The sequence below is a fragment of the Streptomyces sp. Ag82_O1-12 genome (assembly GCF_900182715.1).
Lineage (GTDB): Bacteria > Actinomycetota > Actinomycetes > Streptomycetales > Streptomycetaceae > Streptomyces > Streptomyces massasporeus.
The window spans coordinates 7,000,420-7,021,690 of the sequence record NZ_FXUW01000001.1; the positions used below are offsets into that span (position 1 = coordinate 7,000,420).

Below are 21,271 nucleotides of genomic sequence, written 5' to 3' on the forward strand. Positions count from 1 at the left end.
CGGCGCAGCGTTCAGTATTGTTCGGTCTCCACGAAACCCCCGTCCGAGTCGTCGTCCGCACCGAGTGCGGCGGCGGTCGGGTTGAATCCGGGCGGGCTGTCCTTGAGGCCCAGGCCCAGGCCGGCCAGTTTCGCCTTGACCTCGTCGATGGACTTCGCACCGAAGTTGCGGATGTCCATGAGGTCGGCCTCGGAACGCGCGAGGAGCTCACCCACGGAGTGGACGCCTTCACGCTTGAGGCAGTTGTACGACCGGACGGTGAGCTCGAGCTCCTCGATCGGCAGCGCCAGGTCGGCGGCCAGGGCGGCGTCCGTGGGGGACGGGCCCATGTCGATGCCCTCGGCGTCGATGTTCAGCTCGCGGGCGAGACCGAACAGCTCGACCAGGGTCTTACCGGCGGACGCCATGGCGTCACGCGGGCGCATGGCCTGCTTGGTCTCGACGTCGACGATCAGCTTGTCGAAGTCGGTCCGCTGCTCGACACGCGTGGCCTCGACCTTGTAGGTGACCTTGAGAACCGGCGAGTAGATCGAGTCGACCGGGATGCGCCCGATCTCCTGACCGACCTGCTTGTTCTGCACGGCGGAGACGTAACCGCGGCCACGCTCGACCGTCAGCTCCATCTCCAGCTTGCCCTTGCCGTTGAGCGTGGCGAGGACGAGGTCGGGGTTGTGCACCTCGACACCGGCCGGGGGCGCGATGTCGGCGGCGGTGACCAGACCCGGGCCCTGCTTGCGCAGGTACATCACGACCGGCTCGTCGTGCTCCGAGGAGACGACCAGCTGCTTGATGTTGAGGATCAGGTCGGTGACGTCCTCCTTGACGCCCGGCACGGTGGTGAACTCGTGCAGCACGCCGTCGATGCGGATGGACGTGACCGCCGCACCCGGGATCGAGGACAGGAGGGTCCGGCGCAGGGAGTTGCCGAGGGTGTAACCGAAGCCCGGCTCCAGCGGCTCGATCACGAACCGGGAGCGGAACTCGTCGACGACCTCTTCGGTCAAAGACGGACGCTGAGCAATCAGCACGGGGTGTTGCCTCCAGTGGTTTCGGCGCCCGCTCTGTGACGCCGTCGACACACGAAGAGTACGAGCTATACGGATGCAACTCTGGGAAATAGCACCTGGAGTGGTCCATCAGCCACAGTGACGACCACGGCCAAGATCGGCACGGAGACGGTGGCTCTCAGGGTCTCAGCGTGTAGCGCGACCCATATCCGCGATGGCACCGTGCATGTCACCAGGGGCGTCGTTCGGCACAACCATTTGGGTGCATCCCCCGTTATCTTCTTCGCGGTCCTGCAATGGGGCCGCTGGCCTCCGGGCCCGGCATGACTGTGTCCCCCTGTCGAAGGCATGACCTGGAAGGTGGTGTCACCGGGCCCGAGGGTGCCGTCGGAGACGCTGATCAGAGGTCCGGCCACCGTCCGGTCCGGCGCAATGCCGGACAGTTCGCGGGCGGCAGGTCTGCATAACGTGGATGCGCGAGCACGACACCCGAGCCGGGGCGTGTCCCGATAGGGGCCTTGCCGACGATCAGGCGCCATCACAGTTCAGACCGCCCGAGCAGGCCGGTGCCATTCACCTGCGCCTCACATGGCGGGAGGCGAACCATCATGACGACCAGACAGCGCAGCACCTCCTCGAGCACGGATCCTCCAGTTCGGCGCGAGGTGGTCCTGGGCGTGGACACGCACGGAGAGGTGCATGTCGCCGCCGTGGTCTCCCTGTTGGGGAAGGTCCTGGGCACCGAGTCCTTTCCGGCGGCGGTCGGCTACCGTCAGCTGCTCGTCTGGGCCCGCAAGCGGGGGACGGTGCGCCGGGTCGGTGTGGAGGGAACCGGCACTTTCGGCGCGGGCATGTCCCGTTACCTGCTCGCTCAGCAGATTCAGGTGTTCGAAGTGAATCGGCCCGATCGGTCGGCCCGCCGTCTGCTGGGGAAGTCGGACCCGCTCGACGCTCAGGCCGCCGCGCGAGCCGTGCTCAGCGGTCGTGCCCGGGCCCGGGCGAAATCCGGCGACGGCCCGGTGCACAGCGCCCGGATCTACAAACTTGCCAAGGACTCCGCGGTCAAGGCCCGCACCCAGGCGATCAACAGCTCGAGGCCGTCCTGGTCGTAGCCGACCCCGCCCTGCGGGAACGGCTGCCGAGCCTCGGCAACGCCGAGCTGTTCCGCACCTGCGCGCGCCTCGGCCCGCACGACGGTGGGGGAGACGAGGACGCGGTGACTCAGGCCACCCACATGACGTTGCGCATACTCGCCGAGCGCATCGAACAGCTCACCGCGCAGATCGACGAGCTGAACCAACGCCTGACCCGGCTCGTCGAGCACCACGCGCGGCCCTGCTCGAACAGGTGGGCATCGGTCCGGACAGCGTCGTCACTCTGCTGATCACCATGGGAGACAACCCCGAGCGGCTGAACACCGAGGCGTCCTTTGCGGCCCCTTTGCGGAGTCAGCCCCATCGAGTACTCGTCGGGCCGACGGCGCACACGTCGGCTCAACTACGGCGGCGACCGCCAGGCGAACGCGGCCCTGCACCGCATCGTCTTCACCCGGCTACGTCACGACCCACGCACCCAGGCGTACTACGAACGTCGCACCCAGGAGGGCAAGACCCGACGCGAGATCATCCGAGGCCTCAGCGATACGCAGCCCGTGAGGTCCTCAGACCGGTTTCCCGCATCCCGCGTTATAGGGGCGTCTGTGAGACGTGAGAGGGTCTGGGGCGTGAGTGAGACACCGTCGAACACCCTGCAATACCGCTTTGACGGGCCAGAAGACGCCCCGGTCCTGATCCTTCCTCGGTCCCTCGCTGGGGACCACCTGGCACAGGTTGTAGAGACCGTCCAGGTACGTCTATGCCAGTCCAATGAGGGCGTGGAATTGCAGGTCAGAGCCTCTTGGTCCGGGTGGGTCTGACCAGTTGGTGATGGCTGTGTGATATGCGGGTGATACGGCGAGACCGCACCGAGGTCCGTCCGGGCGGGATCTCTGCGCGGATGCGTGAGACGGCGAAGCCGCACCGGAGCACTCCGGTGCGGCTTCGCCATGAGGTCGAACGCGCTGGCGCACAGGACACGCGTTCGGCTCTTCACTCAGTCAGGTTCCGGCGTTGCTTGTGGGGATAACGGATTTGCGATCGCATCCGCTGTCAACATTGCAGCGTTGAGACGACGGAACCCCGCGGGAGGCAGGGCGGGGCTGGCGCCAGAAAAGTCTCGTGTCAGGGGCCATTGAAGCTCCGCCGTGGCTGCGACCACCGACCGACCCAGAGTTTCAGTGCCCTGTCACCGTGGTGAGGGGGTCGTGCTCATGCGCGCAGCTCTCGCAGGAGCCGTAGGTGTCCCAGGCAGGGAAGGGATCGGAAGCAGAGCTACGCCTTCCTGCATGAGGCAGCCGTTCTGGTCGGCCCGCAGCAGCTCCGCGTCCATCTGGGTGCCGGTGAAGGCGAGTTCCTGCGCATAAGAGCTGGCGGTGTCACGAGCAGAGGAAGGCTCGAAGCGAACCACCGAACCGGCCTGCGGCCACGGTCCCGTCACCCAGGGCCGGCTGGCGAGGGTGAAGAAGCCCTTGGACCTGAGGACCTGCCCGCAGGCGCCGCTGCCCGGTGTCTCCGTCACCAACGGCCAAACCGGTCCGGGGTGGGAGGGCCTTCGGAGCGGAGGACGGACGCTGAGATGGCGTACTGAACGAAGTCTCGAAGGAGGGCGTGAACCCCGTGTCGCCGGGCACAAGGGTTATCGCACCGAGGTCCTGGCATTCGGAGTTGGTCGGGATCTACCCACCAAGGGACGAACTCAGGCCCTTGTGAAGCTCATACGCACACGCGCCTGAGCCGGAATTGACGATGGGGTTTAAAATGATCATTCTTGGGCTTATTCTGCTGATCATCGGCCTGCTTGTCGGCATGGGTCTGTTGACGACGATCGGTGGCATCCTCATTCTGGTTGGCGCCATCCTGTGGATCCTGGGTGCGACCGGTCGCGCGGTCGGTGGACGCAAGCACTTCTTTTAAAGTCAGGGGGCCTCGCCAACCCTCTGCGACGACTGACGTGTCCATGGCTTCCTCCGTGTCGGAAAGTCCACATCGTGAGGAGCTTCTGGACCACTCGAGGCCGGGACGAGGTGAGAGCCCGGCCAGAGAGACAGTTGGGAATCCCGTGGGCGGGGCCATGTGCCGACCCCGCCCTGTCTCGTTGGCGATGGGGTTGCCCTGAGCCGGGCCCTGCCCGCCGGTCGTCGAGGGCAGAGCCTGGCTGCGGGGTGAGGCGGATGCTGCCGCTTCGGTCAGGAAGTGACGGGCGTGCTGCATCGATGCCAAGAGTGCCCGCCCGATCAAGCTGAACCCCGTGCAGGAGAGCCTGGGGCGCAGGGTGGAACGGGCTCCGGACCACGGTGCCCAGGGTGGTCACGTCGATCTCGGGGACGGCGGTCGCGAAGACGAAAAGCTCAGCCTTCGTCCCGAACCAGCGGACCTTGCGGTCGGCACGGCGGCCGGTCACCACCTGGCACTCGTTTCAGTGCGGCAGGGTCACCGTGCAGCCGTCGGCAGTCAGCCGTTCGTGGAGCACCGTGAGGTACGCGGCCGCCGCGTCGGCGGTCGGTCCGGTCGCATGCGGGTTCATGCGTGGATCCTCCAACACCCTTACTCAGTAAGGGGAGAGGAGTGAAAGAATCCATGTTCCGAGCACCGCGCGCGGCATCGGAGAACCGATGAGGGGCAGGCATCTGATCATTGCGGGACAGCCCTTAAAGGGTGTTGCACAACGGCGATCACGACGGGATCCGGCCACGCGGGGCAAGGTCGACTGCCCAGCTGTGGGTCGATTTCCACCGTCCTGACAGCGTCTTCGAAGACTCCTTTGGAAGATCGTTTCGCGTTGTGCAACACCCTTTAGGTGGCGAGGTCCCAAACCGTCGCTGTGAGCCTCATGGTGTGCCCAGCCGGTGCGGCCGACACGACACGCACGAACGCAATACGCCCCTCGGTGGTCTGAACACAGAACTGCGCATCCTGAGGCGGGTCCTGCAGCATGGGGTCGCCGTTGCTCCGCAACGCCTCCGCGCACTGCGCCTCGGTTGGATCAGCATCAGTTCCCGAAATCGGCGCGATGATCGCCGCGAGCCGGGGGCCGCCATGGAAGTTGGTGGAACCAGCCGTCCCGCTTCCATCGGTGACGGCCGACAAGTCGGCGCCCTTGAGGTCATCCGCAACAAGCGGCTTGCGCGTGTCGAAGTCGATGTCAACCCCGTAGGCGCTGGTCCGGAACTGAATGTCGTGTGGACCGAACATGGCGCGGGACGCCGTGTTCTCCGGGCTGGCCGGATCCGCTGATGCGGCTGGCTTGGCTTGATCATGCGTGGCAGACGGTGCCCCCGCGACGGCGGGTGGCTTCGAGTCGTCAGCAGAGCTGTGCCGGTTGCTGACGAACACCGTGGCTGCGATGCCGACGACGGGCACGACGATGCCTACGACCCACCAGGCCCAGCGCGGCTGCCCCGGCGCAGACGTGCCCGGACCCGCTGCCGACGGATTGCTACCGCTGCTGTTCGTCACAACTTCCCCACCACATCACTGGCATCCCGGCCGTTCACACTATGACGGACTCCGTAGACCGGTGATCAGTTCCCAGCTGTGTCACGGAGTCGTCGGTCGCACTCGGGTGGGCTGACCGCGCACAGCGCCGCGAACGACGCCTCGCTGCGCAGACGTTCCGCAGAGGCTGGCCGGTGCAACGGCGGGGCGTAAGTGAGATGATCCCTCATCCCGTCAGTGTGCTCGCGACCACTGGCAACGCCCGCGGCGGCCCAGTAACGCCCATCTGGACCTGCCCCGGGCGGGCGGCGACCTCCAGCGGGTGCCGGCGGTGCTGAGACTCCCGGAAGGAATCGGCTGCCCCCGGGCGCTCGCCGAAGGCCCGGCCGACGCCGGAGCGGCGAAAAGGTTGGTGTGCGGGGCCGAAGGGACCAGGTAACGTCTTTGTCATGTTCTTCCAGACGCCGATTTACGAGTGAGAGCGTGACGGGCCCCTGCTGACGTCCTTCGACGTCGCCGCCCGTCTTCCCACCGATGAATCCGTAGATCACTTCACATCACTACCGGGAGAACCCGTGACCGTGAGCAAGAACATCAACAACCCCGTGGGCATGGGCGGCGGCCAGCGCAAGAAGCTGTCCCGCGCCGAACGGCAGAACAACGGTCCGCACCGGAACCTCGACCGCCAGGGTGCAGCCGACCAGAAGGCGGAGCTGGTGCGCAAGATGCGCGAGAAGGCAGGCGCAGCCGAGGGCGCCGGGCAGACGAGCGACGACACCGCACAGAGTTGACGCACCGCCGCCGCAGGGCGGCACCGCATGGGGCAGTGCCCCGCACCGCGACGCGCGGTCCGGGGCACTGCTGCCGTACCGGGCGCAGCCGGTCCCGCTCAGCTCTCGGCCGAGCACCCGCGTCTCAGCCGACCACCCGGGGCGGCCGCAGATTCAGCAGCCCCGTCACCGCCAACACCCGAGCCGCACCAGCAGCATCACCACCAGCGCGGTCCACGTGCCCAGCCCGGGCGACACTGTCAGGAAGAGCGTGCAGGGCGTCCTTCGCCGCTTTGTGCGGGGGTCAGTCCCCTCGAGCGTCCCTCGGGACGCCGGCAGTTCCGTCGCCTCAACCCAGGCGGCGACCGGCAGGCCAACGCCGCGCTCCACCTGCAAGGACGGTGGCGACGGTACGAGTCTCACGGCCGACGCACAGCATGTGGCCCGGGAAACTCTCCTCGGCCAACCAGGACGTATCCTTCGCTTCTGCAAAGTTCAACGCCTTTGGGGTGTCTGCGGCACTGCCTGATCCTTTGAGGCTGCGCGGACCGCGCGCACGCGACTGCCTAGAGGCGCTGTTGGGCCCGGCGAGACTGTGGCCGACTGTGGTCCGCAGCGCAGCCTGGCCCAGGGCCGGGGCGGTGTGCTGGGCGCGGAGAGGCGCGCACCGGGGTCCTGCGCGCGGGCTCTCATGGCCGGGCGAGCCTGCCAATATCTCGACTGGGGTGGGGGCCGGGCTGAAGTATGGTCCGCTCACAGTTGACCAGGTCTCAGCCATCTTGTGTTGAGGTGTGGGGCTGATGACGTCCCGCTGCGGGGAACCGCCGTTGCATCGCCGTTCCGGTCGGCGCCTGGCGGTTCACCCGCTGACCGACCGGCACGCTTCAGGTGGCACTCCCCGCGATGGGGCAGTGCGCGTGCCTGTCCGGAGTCATCCCTGGTCCTCTGAAGAGGGGTAGATCCGCCACAGTTGGGAGAGGTTCGGTCCGCCCCACATGCGGGTCAGGCCCACCAGCCGGTCGTTGCCCTGGAGGTGGTCGGCGATGGCCAGGGCGTAGCGCGGGTGCACGACGGAGACCATGTAGAAGTCGTTGCCTCGCTCAGCGTGGGAGACCAGCCGCCAGTGCTGGTTGAGGCTGTTCGTGTGTTCTCGAAGGGTCACGAGGTCGGGCGGGTTGGCTCCCGCGGTGAGGCAGCGGTGGTTGGCGTACGACTCGACGCGCACGGTGCCGTCGGCGTTCTGCCGCAGGAACCATCGGTGCGAGTTGTTGTCCTTGGCGAACGGGTCCTGTGCCCAGGTCTGGGTGTGGTTGCCGACACCGTCGTGCCAGTCGTTGCACATGAAGTAGGTGCCGGTGACGTGGTGGGTCATCGTCACCGATCCGCCCGCGAGCAGTACGAGGTCGCTCATATCAGTGCTCCTCAGCCTCGAGAGTTTCTTTTACAGGGGGGCGCCCCTGAAACTCAGCGTAAAGAGCCAGCTGTAGATCCACAGCGTGGCCAACCGGTCGTTTGCCGAGGTCAGGGCCTGTCCGGGAGATCTCGAACGGATGAACGGAGCTAGTCGAGCCGGCTAACCGAGCGTCACCCACACGTCCCGCAGGCGGCGCAACGATGTGGCAGGGCACCGCTGGATTCGAACGGGCAGGGCGAACGCCATGCGGCAGGCGGGAGCTGCAAGAACGAGAAGATGACAACCCTCCCGACGAGCCGGCTGTCTCATTCCGTTTCTCTGTCGCTCCGGTGTGCGAGTCTGCGGCGGCATGCGCGGATTCCCGGACCAGCTCGCGGAAGTCGAGCGTGCGGGTGCCGCCGGACGCGGACGCGAAAAAGTGTTCGGCCTCGCGTTCGTAGCGACGGTCCACGCGATCTTCCAGCGACGCCGACGAGTCACAGGACGTCCTGGACGTCGTGGTCGATTTCGCCGTGCACGGCCACGACGAGGACACCGTCGACCATTCGTCCTGGAGGGAGAGTCGGTCTGGCCGGTCTCCCTAGTGGATGTCGCTCACGTCTCCTCGACTGAGCCCAGCTTGCCCACTCAGGGCGTGCCGGGACGATTCTGCCCCACAGCTGCGGCGGCATGTGCCCAGCCAGATGCGTGGGATCTGGTGACATGCGTGTCGCTGACGTGGGTACGTGCGCACGTCGACGGGGGAGTGAGGGCGAGATACGTGGGAGTCAACGCCGAGGGTGACGGCTGTACCGCAGATCAGTACCTGATGCGAGCCGGCTACGCCCTGGACGGAGGCGTCGGCTGTATCGCCGACGTTCGCCACCATGCTGTCGCCTTCCTTGACCAGGCCCGTGCTGATCATGGCCTGCCCGTGCCCGTGCCCGTGCCCGCTCGCGCGAGAGACCTCACGCAACTGGTGGTCAGTGAGCTGGTCACCAATGCGCTCACCCCCGGCGGGAAATAGCACCTGGAGCGGTCCATCAGCCACAGTGACGACCACGGCCAAGATCGGCACGGAGACGGCGGCCCTCAGGGCCTCAGCGTGTAGCGCGCCCCATATCCGCGATGGCACCGTGCATGTCGCCAGGGGCGTCGTTCGGCACAACCACCTGGGTGCATCCCCCCTGCGTGGCGGTGGGACAGCACCGTCGAATACACGCCGACCGGGACATCGGTATCGGCATGGTCATCCGCCCGGCGCTGCGGTGTGCCACGGCGGACTCCAGAGGGCGGTCCTCCAGGAACTCGCCCCCGACGAACTCCAAGGACGGGCCCAGGCCACCGGAGCGTGGCTCGCCTTCAGCCTGAGACCCTTCGCCGCCCTCGCCGCTGGCGGCCTCGGCACGTGGCTAGGGCTGCACCTCACCCTCATGCTCATCACCGCGGCCATGGTCATCCCGTTCCTTGTGCTCTGGAACTCACCCGTGCGACGCCTTCGTGGACCGAACGGCTCACCACCACCCCTGCGCTCCAGGCAGGGCACGGACACGACTCGACGGGCTGGGGAAACACAGCGCAGCGCGACGAAGCAGGAAGCCACGGATTCCCGTCCGTTGCTGTGTCACGTAGCGGCACAGCAACGGACGGGAAGGCCGGAACTCTCGGGCTTCAGCCCGAGGAGCAAGTCAACGCGGTGCGGTTACGCGGCGCGGGTGAACTGCCACCAGTTGACATTGAACAAGAAGCCGCTGCCGCCGCTGAACGTCAGGTAGAGGTCACGGGTTCCCGTCACGCCGCTGACTGGGCAGGTCACCGTTCTCCAGGCCTGCCAGCCACCGGTGTTCGGCACACCGCACCGGCCCACGATCGGCCCGCTCGGACTGTCCAGGCGCACTTCGAGGGTGCCGCCGCTGGTAGCCGAGGCGACGCGCGCGGCGAAAGAGGAAGCGCCGGCCGCGAAGGTCACTCCCTTGACCTTGATGTAGTCGCCGTTCTCGATCCAGCCGACGTTCATTCCGCCGTCACTGGACCATTCGGTCTCGATCCCGGAACCCCAGGCGATCGTCTCGGCCTCCTGGCGGACGTACGGATCCAGTGGGCCGACCTGCGGGGCACCCGTGCTCGTCATGTTGATCGTCGGAATAGTGCCGTCGGCGTTGTAGGAGAACTTCTCCACCGCAACCGAGCGGGTGAAGCCGCCTCCGCCCGGGAGAGCTCCGTTGTGGTAGAAGAAGTACGAACCGCCCTTGAAGTCCACGATGCCCGCGTGGTTGGTGAAGCTGTTGCCCTGGGCGGGCATCACTGTTCCACGGTAGGTCCAGGGTCCGGTCGGGCTGGGTGCCGTGGAGTAGGCGATGAACTCCTGGCAGCACTTGGCCGCGTACACCAGGTAGTACAGACCGTTCCGCTTGTAGACCCACGGCCCTTCTTCGTACAGCGTGGGACGGTTGGGGTCACCGGTGCGGGTGCCGAATCCCGAGGTGGTGAGCGGGATCTTGGTGGGGCTGCCCGAGTAGGAGGTCATGTCGGCGTTCAGCTTGACGTACCACAGGTTGGGGTTGCCCCAGTAGAGGTAGGCCTGACCGTCGTCGTCGATGAAGACGGTCGGGTCGAACTCCGTGTTCTCCAGCAGCGGGTGGCCGAGGGCGTCCCGGAACGGTCCGGTGGGGCTGTCCGCCACCGCCACGCCGATGGCGAATGCGCCGGTCGCCCGGACCGTCACCGGCACGTACCAGTAGAACTTGCCGTTCCGTTCGATGGCCTGGCCCGCCCACGCGTTGGCGCCCGCCCAGCTGAAGGTGTTCAGGCTGAGCGGTGAGCCGTGGTCGGTCCAGTTGACCATGTCGGCGGAGGAATACACCCGCCAGTCTTTCATCACGAAGGAGGAGGTGGAGCCGTCCTCGTCGTGCCCGGTGTAGAGGTAGACCCGTCCGTTGTGCACCAGCGGGGATGGGTCGGCGGTGTAGATGTTCTGCACGATCGGGTTGTCGGCCTTGGCCGGCGTGGGATGCACCGCGGCAGGAAGGACGGCGAACGCCAACATGAGGATCAGCACCCAGGTTGCCCGGGCGAGTCTCGTACCGGTGGCGGGTGATCTCACTGCGGTCGGGGGAGCCGTTGGCCTGCGGACGTCGGTACTGGACATGGTGTGGTCCTCCTGGCGCTGCGGGTCGGGGACTGAGCAGCCGGTCAGATGCGGGGAGAGGGAGTTGCTGCGCTCGGGGTGTGGTCAGCGCGAACCGTGCGATGCGGACGGAGCCGCCGAGTGTCTGCGTGGCGTAGTTGGTAAGGGCGAAGCGGCGGCCCATGAAGAACTGCCAGATGTCGCCCATGGTGCGGGCCCCAGGCGGGTGAAGTTGGTGCCGGCGGTGCTGTGGAGAAGGTTCCCGGACGGGAGGCGCCCGGGGCGGACGTCGGCGGCCGCACGCAGCCGGATGCGACCGCCTGTGACGTTGGCGCTCGCGACTTCGGCGCCGGTGCGGGTGCCGGTGGTGTTCCAATTGCTGTCCGTGGTCTAGCCGTTGACCATCACTACCGTGTTGTGCCGCTGACCATCACTACCGTGTTGTGCCGCCGTCTCGTTCGATGGCGACCCACCTGGAGAGGTCGCGCAGCAGGGCGAGTCGGCCCGGTCGCCGTCGTGCGTCGTCGTGTAGTCCAGCTGGATGGTCGCGGTGGAGGTGGTGGAGGGAGGAACCCCGGCCGACGCGCGGCCGGGGTTCCTCAAGGTGGTGGGTCGGTCAGCGGGTGGGTTCGCCCACGTCGTGGACAGCTCGACCACGCGTCGGCGGGCCGACCCGCGTTGCGATCACCGTTGAGCGGGTGGGGTCAGCGCTGCAGGGTGAGCAGGGCCGGCCGGTACGGCAGCGACAGGTAGTCGGTGCCGTCCGATGAGGGAGACCTGCCCTGGTAGAGGAACTGCAGGTTGCAGGGGTCGATGGTCATGGTCTGGTCGGAGTTGACGCGGATCATGTCACCGTGGCTGATGTCGTTGGTCCAGGTCTGGTTGGTGTTGGCCTTGCCCGCGAAGGGGTTGCTCTCGGTGCCGGCCTGCTCGGTCCACTTGTCCTTCAGGCTGGGGGCGGTGAAGGAGCGGAAGTAGCGCCCGTTGGCACCCCGCGCCTCGACGATCATGAGGTACTGGTTCTGGCCCTGGACCTTGTAGACCTCCGGGGCCTCGAACAGGCGCTCCTCGGTGTCGCTCATGACCGTCTCGTACGACGAGCCGAAGCTGCTGGGGAAGTTCGCCAGCGGCATGGTCGACTTGAAGATGCCGCCCTTGTCATTGGCGAAGAACAGGTACATGTTCTGGTCGTCGGCGATCAGGGTCGGGTCGATCGGGCCGCCGACGGGGAGGCTGCCGGTGAACAGCGGCTGCGGCGCGGACCAGCTGTTGGGGTTGGTGGGGTCGCTGGACGTGCGGTAGGTGAAGGGCCAGGCGGTGTCCCACCCGTTCGAGGCCATCACCCAGATGTTCTTGGTCGAGAGGTAGAACAGTTCGGGCGCGATCACCGACCCGCTCACCTTGGACTGGGTGGCTGTCCCCATGTCCGACCAGTTCGTGAAGGGACTGAACATCGTCGCGCCCCACGACTTTCCGTCGGAGGTGGTGGCGTAGACGAGGTTCTGGCCGTTGATCTTCGCGGTCGTGAAGTCCTTCACCGCGAGCGCGCCGTTTTGCGGCTGCGCCAGCGGACCGGTCGAGGACCACCGGTACGTCGACGGAAGTGCGCACGTGGTGGAGGTCCCGGACAGGCCGGTCCACTTCTGGGTGTTGCCGCCGTTGCAGTTCCAGAGCTGCACCGCCGTGCCGTTGGCCGTGGCGCCGCCGCTGACGTCCAGGCACAGCCCGGACTCCACGGCCACGATCGTGCCGTCGGCGTTCGCCCGCCACCGCTGGTTCGTGCCGCCGTTGCAGGACCAGATCACCGGCCGGGTACCGGCCGTCGTGGCGTGGCCCGGAACATCCAGGCACTTGTTGCCGTACACGGTCAGCTGGTTGTTGTCCGTCAGCGTCCACCGCTGGTTGGTCCCGCCGTGACAGTCCCAGATCTGCACGTTCGTGCCATCGGTCTGGCTGGCGCCCGGCACATCGAGGCATCGGCCGGAACCGGCGCTGCGCACGGCGCTGGTGGTGGCCGCCTCAGCGGGGCTGGCGAGGAGCGTCGCCGCCAGGGCGGCCAGGGCGGCCAGGGCGGCAACGGTGGCGGCGAGCACCGCATGCGGGTGTTTGCGGCTGAAACTACGTCTGTGCATGCGAACCTCGTCATCCTTTGAGGTAGCGGCTCCGGTTGGTCCCGTCAGCGGCTGTCCGGAGGCCGACGGGGTGCGGCCTTGGCGTGTTCGATATTGCGAACGAGGGTCGAAGTATCGATCGACTGGATCATATGGTTCCGGTGAACCGCGTCAATACTTTTCGCACGATTCGCGATCCGAACTCGCAGATTGAACCAGGCGGCTTCGGATTCCGTGGATATGCGGGTCTCTTCTCGTGGGAGGACGTTACGAAGCCCGACGGCGGGTTCGCCGACCGATCAGGCGCGCGTGTGCCTCGCTGCGCCGCTACCGGCCTCAGCCACGCTTCAAGGTTTGTGTCAGAGCAGCACGTGACGGCCAGCCCGTGTTGCGGGAGGGGCGTGAAGGGCCTCGCGCTCTCGTCGCACGCCCACAGATGGCGTCTGTTACTGGTCCTAACAAAGCCTTTGGACGTGTCGGTGGGTGATCAGGCAGACGGCAAGCCCGAGGAAGGCCTCGTGGATGTCGTCGCGTCGTTCCCAGCGGATGCGCAGGCGGCGGAAGCCGTGCAGCCAGGAGATCGTCCGCTCGACGACCCACCGGAAGGTCCCCAGGCCGGTGCCGTGAGGCTGGCCTCGTTCGGCGATCACCGGCCGGATGCCCCGCTCGCGAAGGAGCCGGCGGTACTTGTCGTGGTCGTAGCCGCGGTCGGCGAAGAGCATGTCCGGGCGGCGTCGGGGCCGGCCGACGACTCCCGCGACCGCTGGGATCTTGTCGAGCAGAGGCAGGAGCTGGGTGACGTCGTTGCGGTTGCCGCCGGTCAGCGACACCGCGAGCGGGATGCCCTGGCCGTCGGTGAGGATGTGGTGCTTGCTGCCCGGCCGTGCACGGTCGACCGGGCTGGGTCCGCTTTTGGGCCCCGCCGAGCCGCTCTGACATGCGAGGAGTCGATCACCGCCCGCGACCAGTCCAGCTGGTTCTTCGACCGCAGCTTGTTCAGCAGCAGCTGGTGCAGCTCGTCCCAGACACCGGCCTCGTTCCAGGCCGCCAGGCGCCGCCAGCAGGTCATGCCCGAGCCGAAGCCCAGCTCCTGGGGCAAGTACTCCCACTGAATGCCGGTGTGCAGGACGAACAGGATGCCGCACAGTGCCTGCCGGTCAGGCACCCGCGGCCGTCCCTCGACCTGCTTCGGCGGTGGCTCGGGCAGCAACGGCTCGATCAACGACCACAGTTCGTCCGACACGATCCACGGCCGCGACTGACGCTTCCCCATGCCCGCATCAACGAGCGATCAGGCCGACAGTCACATGATCACACGCTTTTGTTAGAGCCGGTAAGCCCGTGCGACGCACCTTACCGAGACGAGCACGTTTCGGCCGATTCGTGGTTCCAACCTGTTGATGTGTCGCACGGGCGGTCTCGTGCCGTTCTGTGCCGTGACCTGACGAGGGTCGTTGGGCGCGGAACGTTTCGACTTCTAGGGTGTCCCGGGTCCGCACAGCCCAGCGAGGACGCTCGGGGACAAGCCCCTTGTGAAGCCTGTCTCGGGCATGCGGCGAAGAATGGATTGCCAGAGATCTGGGGCCAGTCGGGAGGGAGGCCGTTCTACAGTGGCTCGGAGTTCGAGCACCGCTGTCCTGCCGACGTCGCCAAGGGTGAATTGCTGGTCGGCACCGCAGTTCTCGTCGGTGTCGCCGCGAAATCTCTGGAGGGAGAGGGGGAGACCGCATACGGGGTCCACTAGGGCGGCGACGATGTGGTGCGGTCCCGGCCCTTGCTCGCGTGCATGTGAGGAGCGCACGACCAGCCTCTCCACATCGAACGCGGCGCCCCGGTAGCCGTCGACCAAGAAGGTGTTGGCGACGGAATGGAGAAGAGCTGCGCGACGGAGCAGGCCACTGCTCAGCCAGGCGCCGGCCTTCGTCACTTGCACGTAGTGATCGCTGCTGTCTTCCCACTGTGCGTTGTGCTGCCGCTCTGCGACGGTCCAAGACCGTGGAGAGGAAAGCCAGCACAGCTGCATGCTGTTGGGGTCGATCCACTTGGTGAGCATGCTTGCCTCGGCGCTGCGCCAGAGCCTGGCCGGCAGTCCTGTCAGTCGAACCCGGGCGGGCTCTCCCAGTACCTTCAATTCGATCGCAGTCTGGTCTCGCCGGGTGATGCGTAGGCCGGGCACGCCAGATACTTCGTGGTCCTCCGCGTATGAGGGGAGGAGGTTGAAGAGAAGCTCGGTTGCCCGTTCTTCGCTCTCTACGGCCAGGGCGATGCCGTGAGGCTCAGGGTGAACTGATGCGATCCCTAGGGGAAAGCGCGTGTAGATGTTCCGGAACTCCAGGAGAGCGAGAAGCACGCGGGCCTCAAGCCAGCGTTGGGCTGACGAGGCGGCCTCTGGAATCGGTGATGCGCCGTCCTGCAGGCGTCCAACCGCCTGGCGGGCCTGTTGGACGCTCTCACCCGTGTAAAGGCGTCGGAGCAAGGCCATGTCTTGGTGAAGTGCGCGCATGGTTCTCCAGTACGTTTCGGCCCAGGACGTACGGATGAGATCCGGTGGGATGCGCGGAAGTTCGTTGGAGGACCGGTTCACCCGAGCGTGGAGGAATTCAGGGCCGAATCGTCTCCGGGGAGCGGTGGTCTAGCCGCGTTCGCATCGTAGGTCACGCGAGAGCCCTCCCCGTTGTAAGCCGAGCAGGATTCACTCTTTGGCGGTACGGCAGCTGGTGGCGGGGCTGGGCTCGACTGAACGAAAACCCAAGAGCGTCGCGCGGCCCTTCTGGGCCGGGGTCTGCGCTGGCGTTTCGAGCTGGGCGGTGGGCCGGTCGTTACAAGCTCCGGCTGACCGCCTGGTGGTTGTAGACCCGTGGAAGCCCGGGCGGCACGGTGGCTAGCGTGGAGTTGCGCTGGGAAGTCGTTGGCATCTTGCGCGTGCCGATTCCGTGGGCGAGGTTCTTGGTGAGGTCCGCCAATAGGGAGCTGGGGGTGTGCGGGGACGCGGTGATGGCCCAGGTGGGCCGGTCCGGATCAGGGCCAGCCCAGATGGTCCAGCTGGCTGGGTTCTGGTGGTGCTGCGCGGTCAGTGGGTCAAACCGAACGCCTGCCTGCCCGTCGGGTGATGTCCACCGAATCCCGTGCCCTGTCAGGGTGTACTTCCACCCAGCCTCCGTGAGCGGCTGAGTGGCTGCGGCGACCACCTTCTCGTCCACCGGGCCGTCGATGGCTGTGTCCCAGCCATCGCCGTCGCCGAGGTGGATCAGGAGAGCCTGCAGCACGGGGGCGGGGGTGTCGCTGGTCGCGGTGAGGTGCCACATGCGGTCGGAGACGGGTGTCTCGTATGCGGCTATGGTCCAGGCAGTCTCGTGGGCGGGGGGTTCGTGGACGCGCTCTATGCGCAGAGTCTGCGATTCGTGGATGGCGTGTGTCGTGTCATCTGACCAGGTGCGTTCCCTGTCAAGTTCGGCGTGTTGATGTCGGGACGCTTGCGCGCGTCGCCGGTGACCGGGTTCGAGGCGGCCCACGTCGCTGCAAGGGTGATGATCCGCCGACACTGGTTCCTGTACTGACGAAGGGCATCTGACCAGGTGCTTCTCTGTGCCCCGGCAGGACTCGAACCTGCGACACCCGCTTTAGGAGTGGGATCGAATCCGTGCCGGGTGGTGCCCGAAGCTGCCGCGCGGTGCTGTTTCCCCTGGTCGAAGCGGCAATACGAACCACTTGATCCGGCTCATCCCGCCCTGTGTCGGACCGTCCGCTCACGCATCGCTCACGCGATGCCGGCTGCTGAGCAGCGCTGGTCATCCGTACCCTGCCCGGGAACTCGTCCACCTCGCGCATCTCCGCCGGTTGCCGGCGATGGCCGGTGCGGCTCGGCGAAACGGGAGGCCGGGGCACTGCCCCATCGTGCCGAGAGGCGCGGCACGTGGTCCACCCACGCCATGTCGGCCGTCGTGATGAGCGACTGGCCGGCCACCGTTGCGGGGGTCACACCGGTGAACGCCACGACGTCCCGGTGCAGATGCGACTGGTCGGCGTAGCCGCAGTCGGCCGCGACCCTGGCCGCCTCCTGGCCCCCGGCCAGGCGGGTGGCGGCCCAGTCGAAGCGGACGAGCTTCACGGCGCGCTTGGGCGGCAGGCCGAGCTGCGCGTGGAAGCGGGACCACAGGCGCTTGCGGCTCCAGCCCAGCTCGTCGGCCAGCTCCTCGACCCGCACCTGGCCGTGCTCGGCGACGATGCGGTCCCGGGCCCAGGCCCAGGCCAGCTCGGGCTCGATGGCAGGCCCCGCGGCGGTCAGTCGGGCGAGGAACGCTTCGACGAGTGCGAAACGTTCCTCCCGCGAGGCGGTCCCGGCCAGCTGCTCGCGCAGCCGGGCTGCCCGCCGCTCTCCCCACAGGTCGTCCAGGGCCACCAGGACATGGGTCCCGATGAGCTTCGGTGGAGATTGGGTGCCGACGCCCCCTGCTGCACGCGGGCGAGGAGTTCCTGGCCGTGTCCGTCCTGGACGGCACCCCGTGGGGACAAGGAGGCCAACAGCCGCCCACCGCCCAGTCGGCGCTGCGCGCGCTCGCTTCCGCACATCATCGAAAATTCATCGGCCTTGCAGCGAGTCCCGCCATGGTTGCAGAGGTGCGACTGAGGACCCCTGAGAAGTCTGGAGACCGATATCCAGCATCTCAATGGGTGTCCCGGTCGGGCCCCAATACAGCAGGAGAAGTTCGCGGCTGCTACGAAACGACCGTTTTCGGCACCGCCGTCGCCCAGTTGACAGGGAGCATGATGTGACAGAGGTGGAATCGGTGGCCGCTGAGTTTGCCCCGCGAACGCCGGCTGGGCTCAGCGGCCCGTATGCGGCCCCGCACAGAGTCTCTGCCTCCGTGGACCTCACAACCGTCGCTGATGTCACTCCGCACGCGACTACCTCACGACCATCAGTTCGGACAGCGACTGTTCCCTCACGTGCGCCGACGCTCGTCGTACGAGACCTGGTTTTCGCTCGGAGGTCAACGCAGGCCCCCGGCCGAGGACAACGCATCGCTCACGGAGACCGCACGAGTCTGCGGTCCTGGTTGACCGGTGTGATCGGCAAAGGGGGAGTGGCGTGATCGAGTTGGCCAGGGTTGTCAGGGATCTGCGGGAGGAGCTGGAGCGGGCGATCGTCGCTTCGGAAGGCGAGGCGCTGCGCTTCGAGCTGGGGTCGATCGAGCTCGAGCTGTCGGTCGCCCTGGACCGATCCGGGCAGGTGGGGGCGAAGGTCCGGTTCTGGGTGGTGGAGTCCGGTACGGACGCGGCGTTGAGCGCGACCTCGACCCAGCGCATCTCCCTGTCCTTGCGGCCGACCCTGACGGGGGCGGACAACCCGCCGTTCGTCACCGGTCGTGCTGCCGAGAACGAGCGGTGAGCGCCCCTGTGGGCGGGGCGTTCAAACCGTACGGGCTTGACCGGCGGCGGGTGGTCCAGGTCATCACCAAGCGCGGCGCGGACGGAGGATGGCGCGGGTCTGGTTACCAGGTGACCCGGAAGCTGGTGCTCACGGCCGCGCACGTGGTGTGCGACGCGACGACGGTTCAGGTGCGCTTTCTCACCGAGGGCTGCGGGACGCGGGAGGTGCACGGCAAGCCGGTCTGGATGAACCCCGCCTCGGACATCGCGTTGATCAGCATCGCGGACGATTCGAGCGCCGACGGACCGGACGCCGCCGGGGTTACGCGGGTGCGGTTCGCCCGTATCGAGCAGCCGATGGACTGCGAAGCGCTGGGATTCCCAAGATTCAGGCTGCGTACGGGTGTCACGTCACGGGACCGCGGTGTGCCCGTGTCGTACCGGGACTCGCACCACGCGCGCGGTGAAACCACCCCATGGTCCAACCACCTCGAGGGCACTTTGGAAATAGCCCTGAAGTCCTCCCCTGAGCACGACCGCGACCGGGGCCGTTCGCCTTGGGAAGGCATGTCGGGGGCCCCGGTGTGGAGCGGTGGGTACGTGATCGGGGTCATCACCAAGCACCATCTCTCCGACGGGCTCAGCACGCTCGCGGCAAGCCCGGTGGAGCACTGGTACGAACACCTGACTTCGGATGAGATCAGCGAACTGAACTCGCTGATCGGTCTGCCGGTGCATCCGGACCGACTTGAGCGGCTTCCTCGCTCATCGCCGTGCCCTGACGGTGCGCCCGAACTGCGGCAGGCTGCCGAGCGACTCGCCTCCAGGGTGGCCCCGCAATGGCGGAAGGAGGAGCGGCGGCGGAATGTGCACGACCCGTTTCCGCTCCCCGTAGGCTTTGGGAACGCCGACACGTGCCGGTTCGATCACTGGGCCAAGATCCGCGATGCCCCGCCTGGGGTGGATCCGGGGCCGCTCACCCTGGCCGGCCGTCTCGACGAGATCGTGGAGGTGTACCGGTCCATCCCGTCCCGCCGGCTGGTCGTGCTCGGTGCGGCCGGGTCGGGCAAGACGATCCTGGCCCTGCGCTTCGTCCTCGATTGGCTGGACGACCGCACTGCCAGGGACCCCATACCGGTGATCTTCAGCTTGGGATCATGGGACCCGACCACCATCTCGCTGCGCGACTGGATGTGCCGCCAACTGGTGCGCGACTACGGCCTCGCAACTCCAGCCGCGCACGGAAAAGACCTGTCCGGCGCCCTCGTCGACACGGGCTGGATCCTCCCTGTTCTGGACGGGTTCGACGAGATCGCAAGCGGCTTGCGGGGCGCAGCGCTCAAGGAGCTCGACCGCACCACCACTCCGCTGCTCCTCACCAGCCGTCCCGGGGAATACGGCGACGCCGTGACGAAGCAGCGCCCGCTCCCCAAGGCCGCCGTCGTCGAGCTGGACGAACTCACCTTGAAGGACATCGTCGTCTACCTGCCCCTCACCAGCAGTCCGGGCACAGATGGCAGCCTGCACAACACCGTGTGGGAGCCCGTCCTGGACGAGCTGCGCAAACAGCGGCGCAGCCCGGGCGCAGAGAACGTCGCCAGGGTGCTGTCCACCCCGCTGATGGTCGCCATGGCCCGCACCATCTACAGCGACGCCCCTGGTCGCGAACCGGAAGAGCTCCTGAACACCGTCGAGTTCGCAACCCCCGAAGCCCTGCAGAAGCATCTCCTTGCCGCGTTCACCCCCGCCGCCTACGAACCCTCGCCGACCGACAGGGACACCGGCCGTCGCCGCCGGAGCCACTGGAACCCGGACCGTGCCCAGCACTGGCTCGGCTACCTCGCCGCACACCTGGACCAACTGGGCAGAGCACGCACGGGCATTCCCGCACGTGACCTCGCCTGGTGGCAACTGGGTACAAGTATGCGCCGTTCTTCGCGCATGGTCGTGATCGGGTTCCTGGCAGCGCTGGCCCTCGGAGTGACGACCGCGGTCGGAAACGTGCCCGTGGGCTTGGTCGCAACATCGCTCGGGCTCGAGTTCGCCCTCGTGCGGGGGCTCGTGGTCGGGCTCCTGCACGGGCTCGTGAACGGGCTGTTCTTCGGGCTCGTGTACGGGTTCGTCTCCAGGGGAGCGGCAGAGCCGTCGCGCGTACGCGTACAGGTCTTCGGCAGGACCAGGGGGAGGCGTGCGAGGTTCCTCCCCCGATTCAAGCTCGGGCTCATGTGCGGGGGGTTGGCCGCGCTCGTGATTCTGTTCCTGGACAGGGTCGTGGTCGAATCGCTGGGGCTCGCGGACGGACTCGATGGCGGGCGCGTGGGGGGCCTCGTCTTCGTACCCGGGCTCGGGCTCGGGGTCGGGCTGGTGCTGGGACTCATGGCTTGGCTGGAAGTCCCCATCGACATCAGATCCGGCGTCAGCTCTTCCGAACTGTTGAGCCAGGACCGCAGGAACGTGATCTTTCATCTGCTTGTGTGGGCGCTCGTGTTCGGGATGGGGGCCGGAATTCCCAACGGGCTCATGGAGGTCGGGCCGGGGGCAGGACCGGAGGCCGGACCTGTGCGGGGGCTCCTGGTCGGACTCGTGTTTGGGATCGAAGCCGCGTTCGGGGGCGGGCTCGCGTACGGGCTGAGTCTTACCGCCTGGGGCCAATGGGTAGCCCTCGCGCGTATATGGCTGCCGCTCACAGGACAATTGCCGTGGCGACTGATCGCCTTTCTGAATGACGCGTGCGAGCGAGGTGTGTTGCGTCAGTCCGGCGCGGTTTACCAATTCCGTCACGCTCAACTCCAAGATCACCTGACCCAGGTCTTCCTGGACGGCCGTGGCCAGCGATCTGTGTACGCCCGCCGATCCGCTTGCCGCGATCAACAGGGGCCTGATCGCAGTTCATGTGATGACAGCCGTCGTTGCCCCCGGTCGTGACGGACCTCTCCCTCCCATGACTGCAGTGCATGAACT

The 21,271-nt window shown here is 67.0% G+C and carries 14 protein-coding genes and 4 pseudogenes; 7 read left to right on the forward strand and 11 right to left on the reverse strand.

Annotation, left to right across the window (positions count from 1 at the left end; genetic code table 11):
* Positions 1–11 precede the first annotated feature (11 nt).
* Positions 12–1,028 carry a DNA-directed RNA polymerase subunit alpha gene (locus QOL88_RS31910; protein ID WP_097221737.1) on the reverse strand — a complete coding sequence of 339 codons (1,017 nt, stop codon included), beginning with the start codon at positions 1,026–1,028 and terminating at the stop codon, positions 12–14.
* A gap of 587 nt (positions 1,029–1,615) precedes the next feature.
* Here QOL88_RS31910 and QOL88_RS38980 point away from each other — a divergent pair.
* Positions 1,616–2,717 (forward strand): annotated as a pseudogene (locus tag QOL88_RS38980) (IS110 family RNA-guided transposase).
* Positions 2,718–3,290: 573 nt separating this feature from the next.
* On the opposite strand, the gene QOL88_RS31930 reads toward QOL88_RS38980, so the two are convergent.
* Complete coding sequence (locus QOL88_RS31930; protein WP_306456193.1) at positions 3,291–3,623, reverse strand: CobW C-terminal domain-containing protein; 333 nt, start codon at positions 3,621–3,623, stop codon at positions 3,291–3,293.
* Between the two features lie 239 nt (positions 3,624–3,862).
* On the opposite strand from QOL88_RS31930, the gene QOL88_RS31935 reads away from it, so the two are divergent.
* A complete protein-coding gene (locus QOL88_RS31935; protein WP_010059700.1) occupies positions 3,863–4,018 on the forward strand; it encodes a hypothetical protein in 156 nt (51 codons plus the stop codon).
* An 879-nt stretch (positions 4,019–4,897) separates the two neighbouring features.
* Here the strand turns inward: QOL88_RS31935 and QOL88_RS31940 are convergent.
* Positions 4,898–5,560, reverse strand: a complete 663-nt coding sequence (locus QOL88_RS31940; RefSeq protein ID WP_143668904.1) for a hypothetical protein — start codon at positions 5,558–5,560, stop codon at positions 4,898–4,900.
* Between the two features lie 554 nt (positions 5,561–6,114).
* Here QOL88_RS31940 and QOL88_RS31945 point away from each other — a divergent pair.
* Positions 6,115–6,330, forward strand: a complete 216-nt coding sequence (locus tag QOL88_RS31945) for a DUF6243 family protein (RefSeq protein ID WP_179879016.1) — start codon at positions 6,115–6,117, stop codon at positions 6,328–6,330.
* Positions 6,331–6,587: 257 nt separating this feature from the next.
* Positions 6,588–6,702: pseudogene (locus QOL88_RS31950) on the forward strand (transposase); the annotation flags it as partial.
* Between the two features lie 538 nt (positions 6,703–7,240).
* Here QOL88_RS31950 and QOL88_RS31955 read toward each other — a convergent pair.
* Positions 7,241–7,720 (reverse strand): RICIN domain-containing protein, encoded by a 480-nt coding sequence (locus QOL88_RS31955; RefSeq protein ID WP_097221739.1) that lies wholly within the window; start codon positions 7,718–7,720, stop codon positions 7,241–7,243.
* 811 nt (positions 7,721–8,531) lie between these two features.
* Between QOL88_RS31955 and QOL88_RS31960 the strand changes: the two are divergent.
* Positions 8,532–8,708 (forward strand): annotated as a pseudogene (locus QOL88_RS31960) (ATP-binding protein); the annotation flags it as partial.
* 696 nt (positions 8,709–9,404) lie between these two features.
* On the opposite strand, the gene QOL88_RS31965 reads toward QOL88_RS31960, so the two are convergent.
* The 7 genes and pseudogenes from QOL88_RS31965 to QOL88_RS31995 all read right to left on the reverse strand — a co-directional run bounded on the left by QOL88_RS31965 (position 9,405) and on the right by QOL88_RS31995 (position 17,339).
* Complete coding sequence (locus QOL88_RS31965) at positions 9,405–10,850, reverse strand: glycoside hydrolase family 43 protein (protein WP_078615424.1); 1,446 nt, start codon at positions 10,848–10,850, stop codon at positions 9,405–9,407.
* Between the two features lie 683 nt (positions 10,851–11,533).
* Positions 11,534–12,961, reverse strand: coding sequence for a non-reducing end alpha-L-arabinofuranosidase family hydrolase (locus QOL88_RS31975; protein ID WP_097221740.1), 1,428 nt, complete (start codon positions 12,959–12,961; stop codon positions 11,534–11,536).
* 434 nt (positions 12,962–13,395) lie between these two features.
* Positions 13,396–14,213 (reverse strand): IS5 family transposase gene (locus QOL88_RS31980; protein WP_373559322.1). Its coding sequence is split into 2 segments (ribosomal slippage): positions 13,396–13,850 and positions 13,850–14,213, totalling 819 coding nucleotides; the frame shifts between segments, so codons are not numbered across the junction.
* A 204-nt stretch (positions 14,214–14,417) separates the two neighbouring features.
* Positions 14,418–15,290 carry a hypothetical protein gene (locus QOL88_RS31985; RefSeq protein WP_143668905.1) on the reverse strand — a complete coding sequence of 291 codons (873 nt, stop codon included), beginning with the start codon at positions 15,288–15,290 and terminating at the stop codon, positions 14,418–14,420.
* A 469-nt stretch (positions 15,291–15,759) separates the two neighbouring features.
* Complete coding sequence (locus QOL88_RS38985; RefSeq protein WP_373559355.1) at positions 15,760–16,206, reverse strand: SPDY domain-containing protein; 447 nt, start codon at positions 16,204–16,206, stop codon at positions 15,760–15,762.
* A gap of 15 nt (positions 16,207–16,221) precedes the next feature.
* Positions 16,222–16,482 (reverse strand): annotated as a pseudogene (locus tag QOL88_RS38990) (DUF317 domain-containing protein); the annotation flags it as partial.
* A 215-nt stretch (positions 16,483–16,697) separates the two neighbouring features.
* A complete protein-coding gene (locus QOL88_RS31995) occupies positions 16,698–17,339 on the reverse strand; it encodes a helix-turn-helix domain-containing protein (RefSeq protein ID WP_373559323.1) in 642 nt (213 codons plus the stop codon).
* A 690-nt stretch (positions 17,340–18,029) separates the two neighbouring features.
* Between QOL88_RS31995 and QOL88_RS32000 the strand changes: the two genes are divergently transcribed.
* Both QOL88_RS32000 and QOL88_RS32005 read left to right on the forward strand, forming a co-directional pair.
* A complete protein-coding gene (locus QOL88_RS32000) occupies positions 18,030–18,329 on the forward strand; it encodes a trypco2 family protein (protein ID WP_097221743.1) in 300 nt (99 codons plus the stop codon).
* Entirely contained in the window at positions 18,326–21,235 is a 2,910-nt protein-coding gene (locus QOL88_RS32005; protein WP_097221744.1) for an NACHT domain-containing protein, read from the forward strand. Before QOL88_RS32000 ends, QOL88_RS32005 begins: the two co-directional genes overlap by 4 nt.
* Positions 21,236–21,271 lie beyond the last annotated feature (36 nt).

Excerpts from the sequence above, each read along its gene's own strand:
- QOL88_RS31935 (WP_010059700.1), top strand. The coding sequence starts at position 3,863 with ATGATCATTCTTGGGCTTATTCTGCTGATCATCGGCCTGCTTGTCGGC.
- QOL88_RS31955 (WP_097221739.1), bottom strand. The coding sequence starts at position 7,720 with ATGAGCGACCTCGTACTGCTCGCGGGCGGATCGGTGACGATGACCCAC.
- QOL88_RS31965 (WP_078615424.1), bottom strand. The coding sequence starts at position 10,850 with ATGTCCAGTACCGACGTCCGCAGGCCAACGGCTCCCCCGACCGCAGTG.
- QOL88_RS31975 (WP_097221740.1), bottom strand. The coding sequence starts at position 12,961 with ATGCACAGACGTAGTTTCAGCCGCAAACACCCGCATGCGGTGCTCGCC.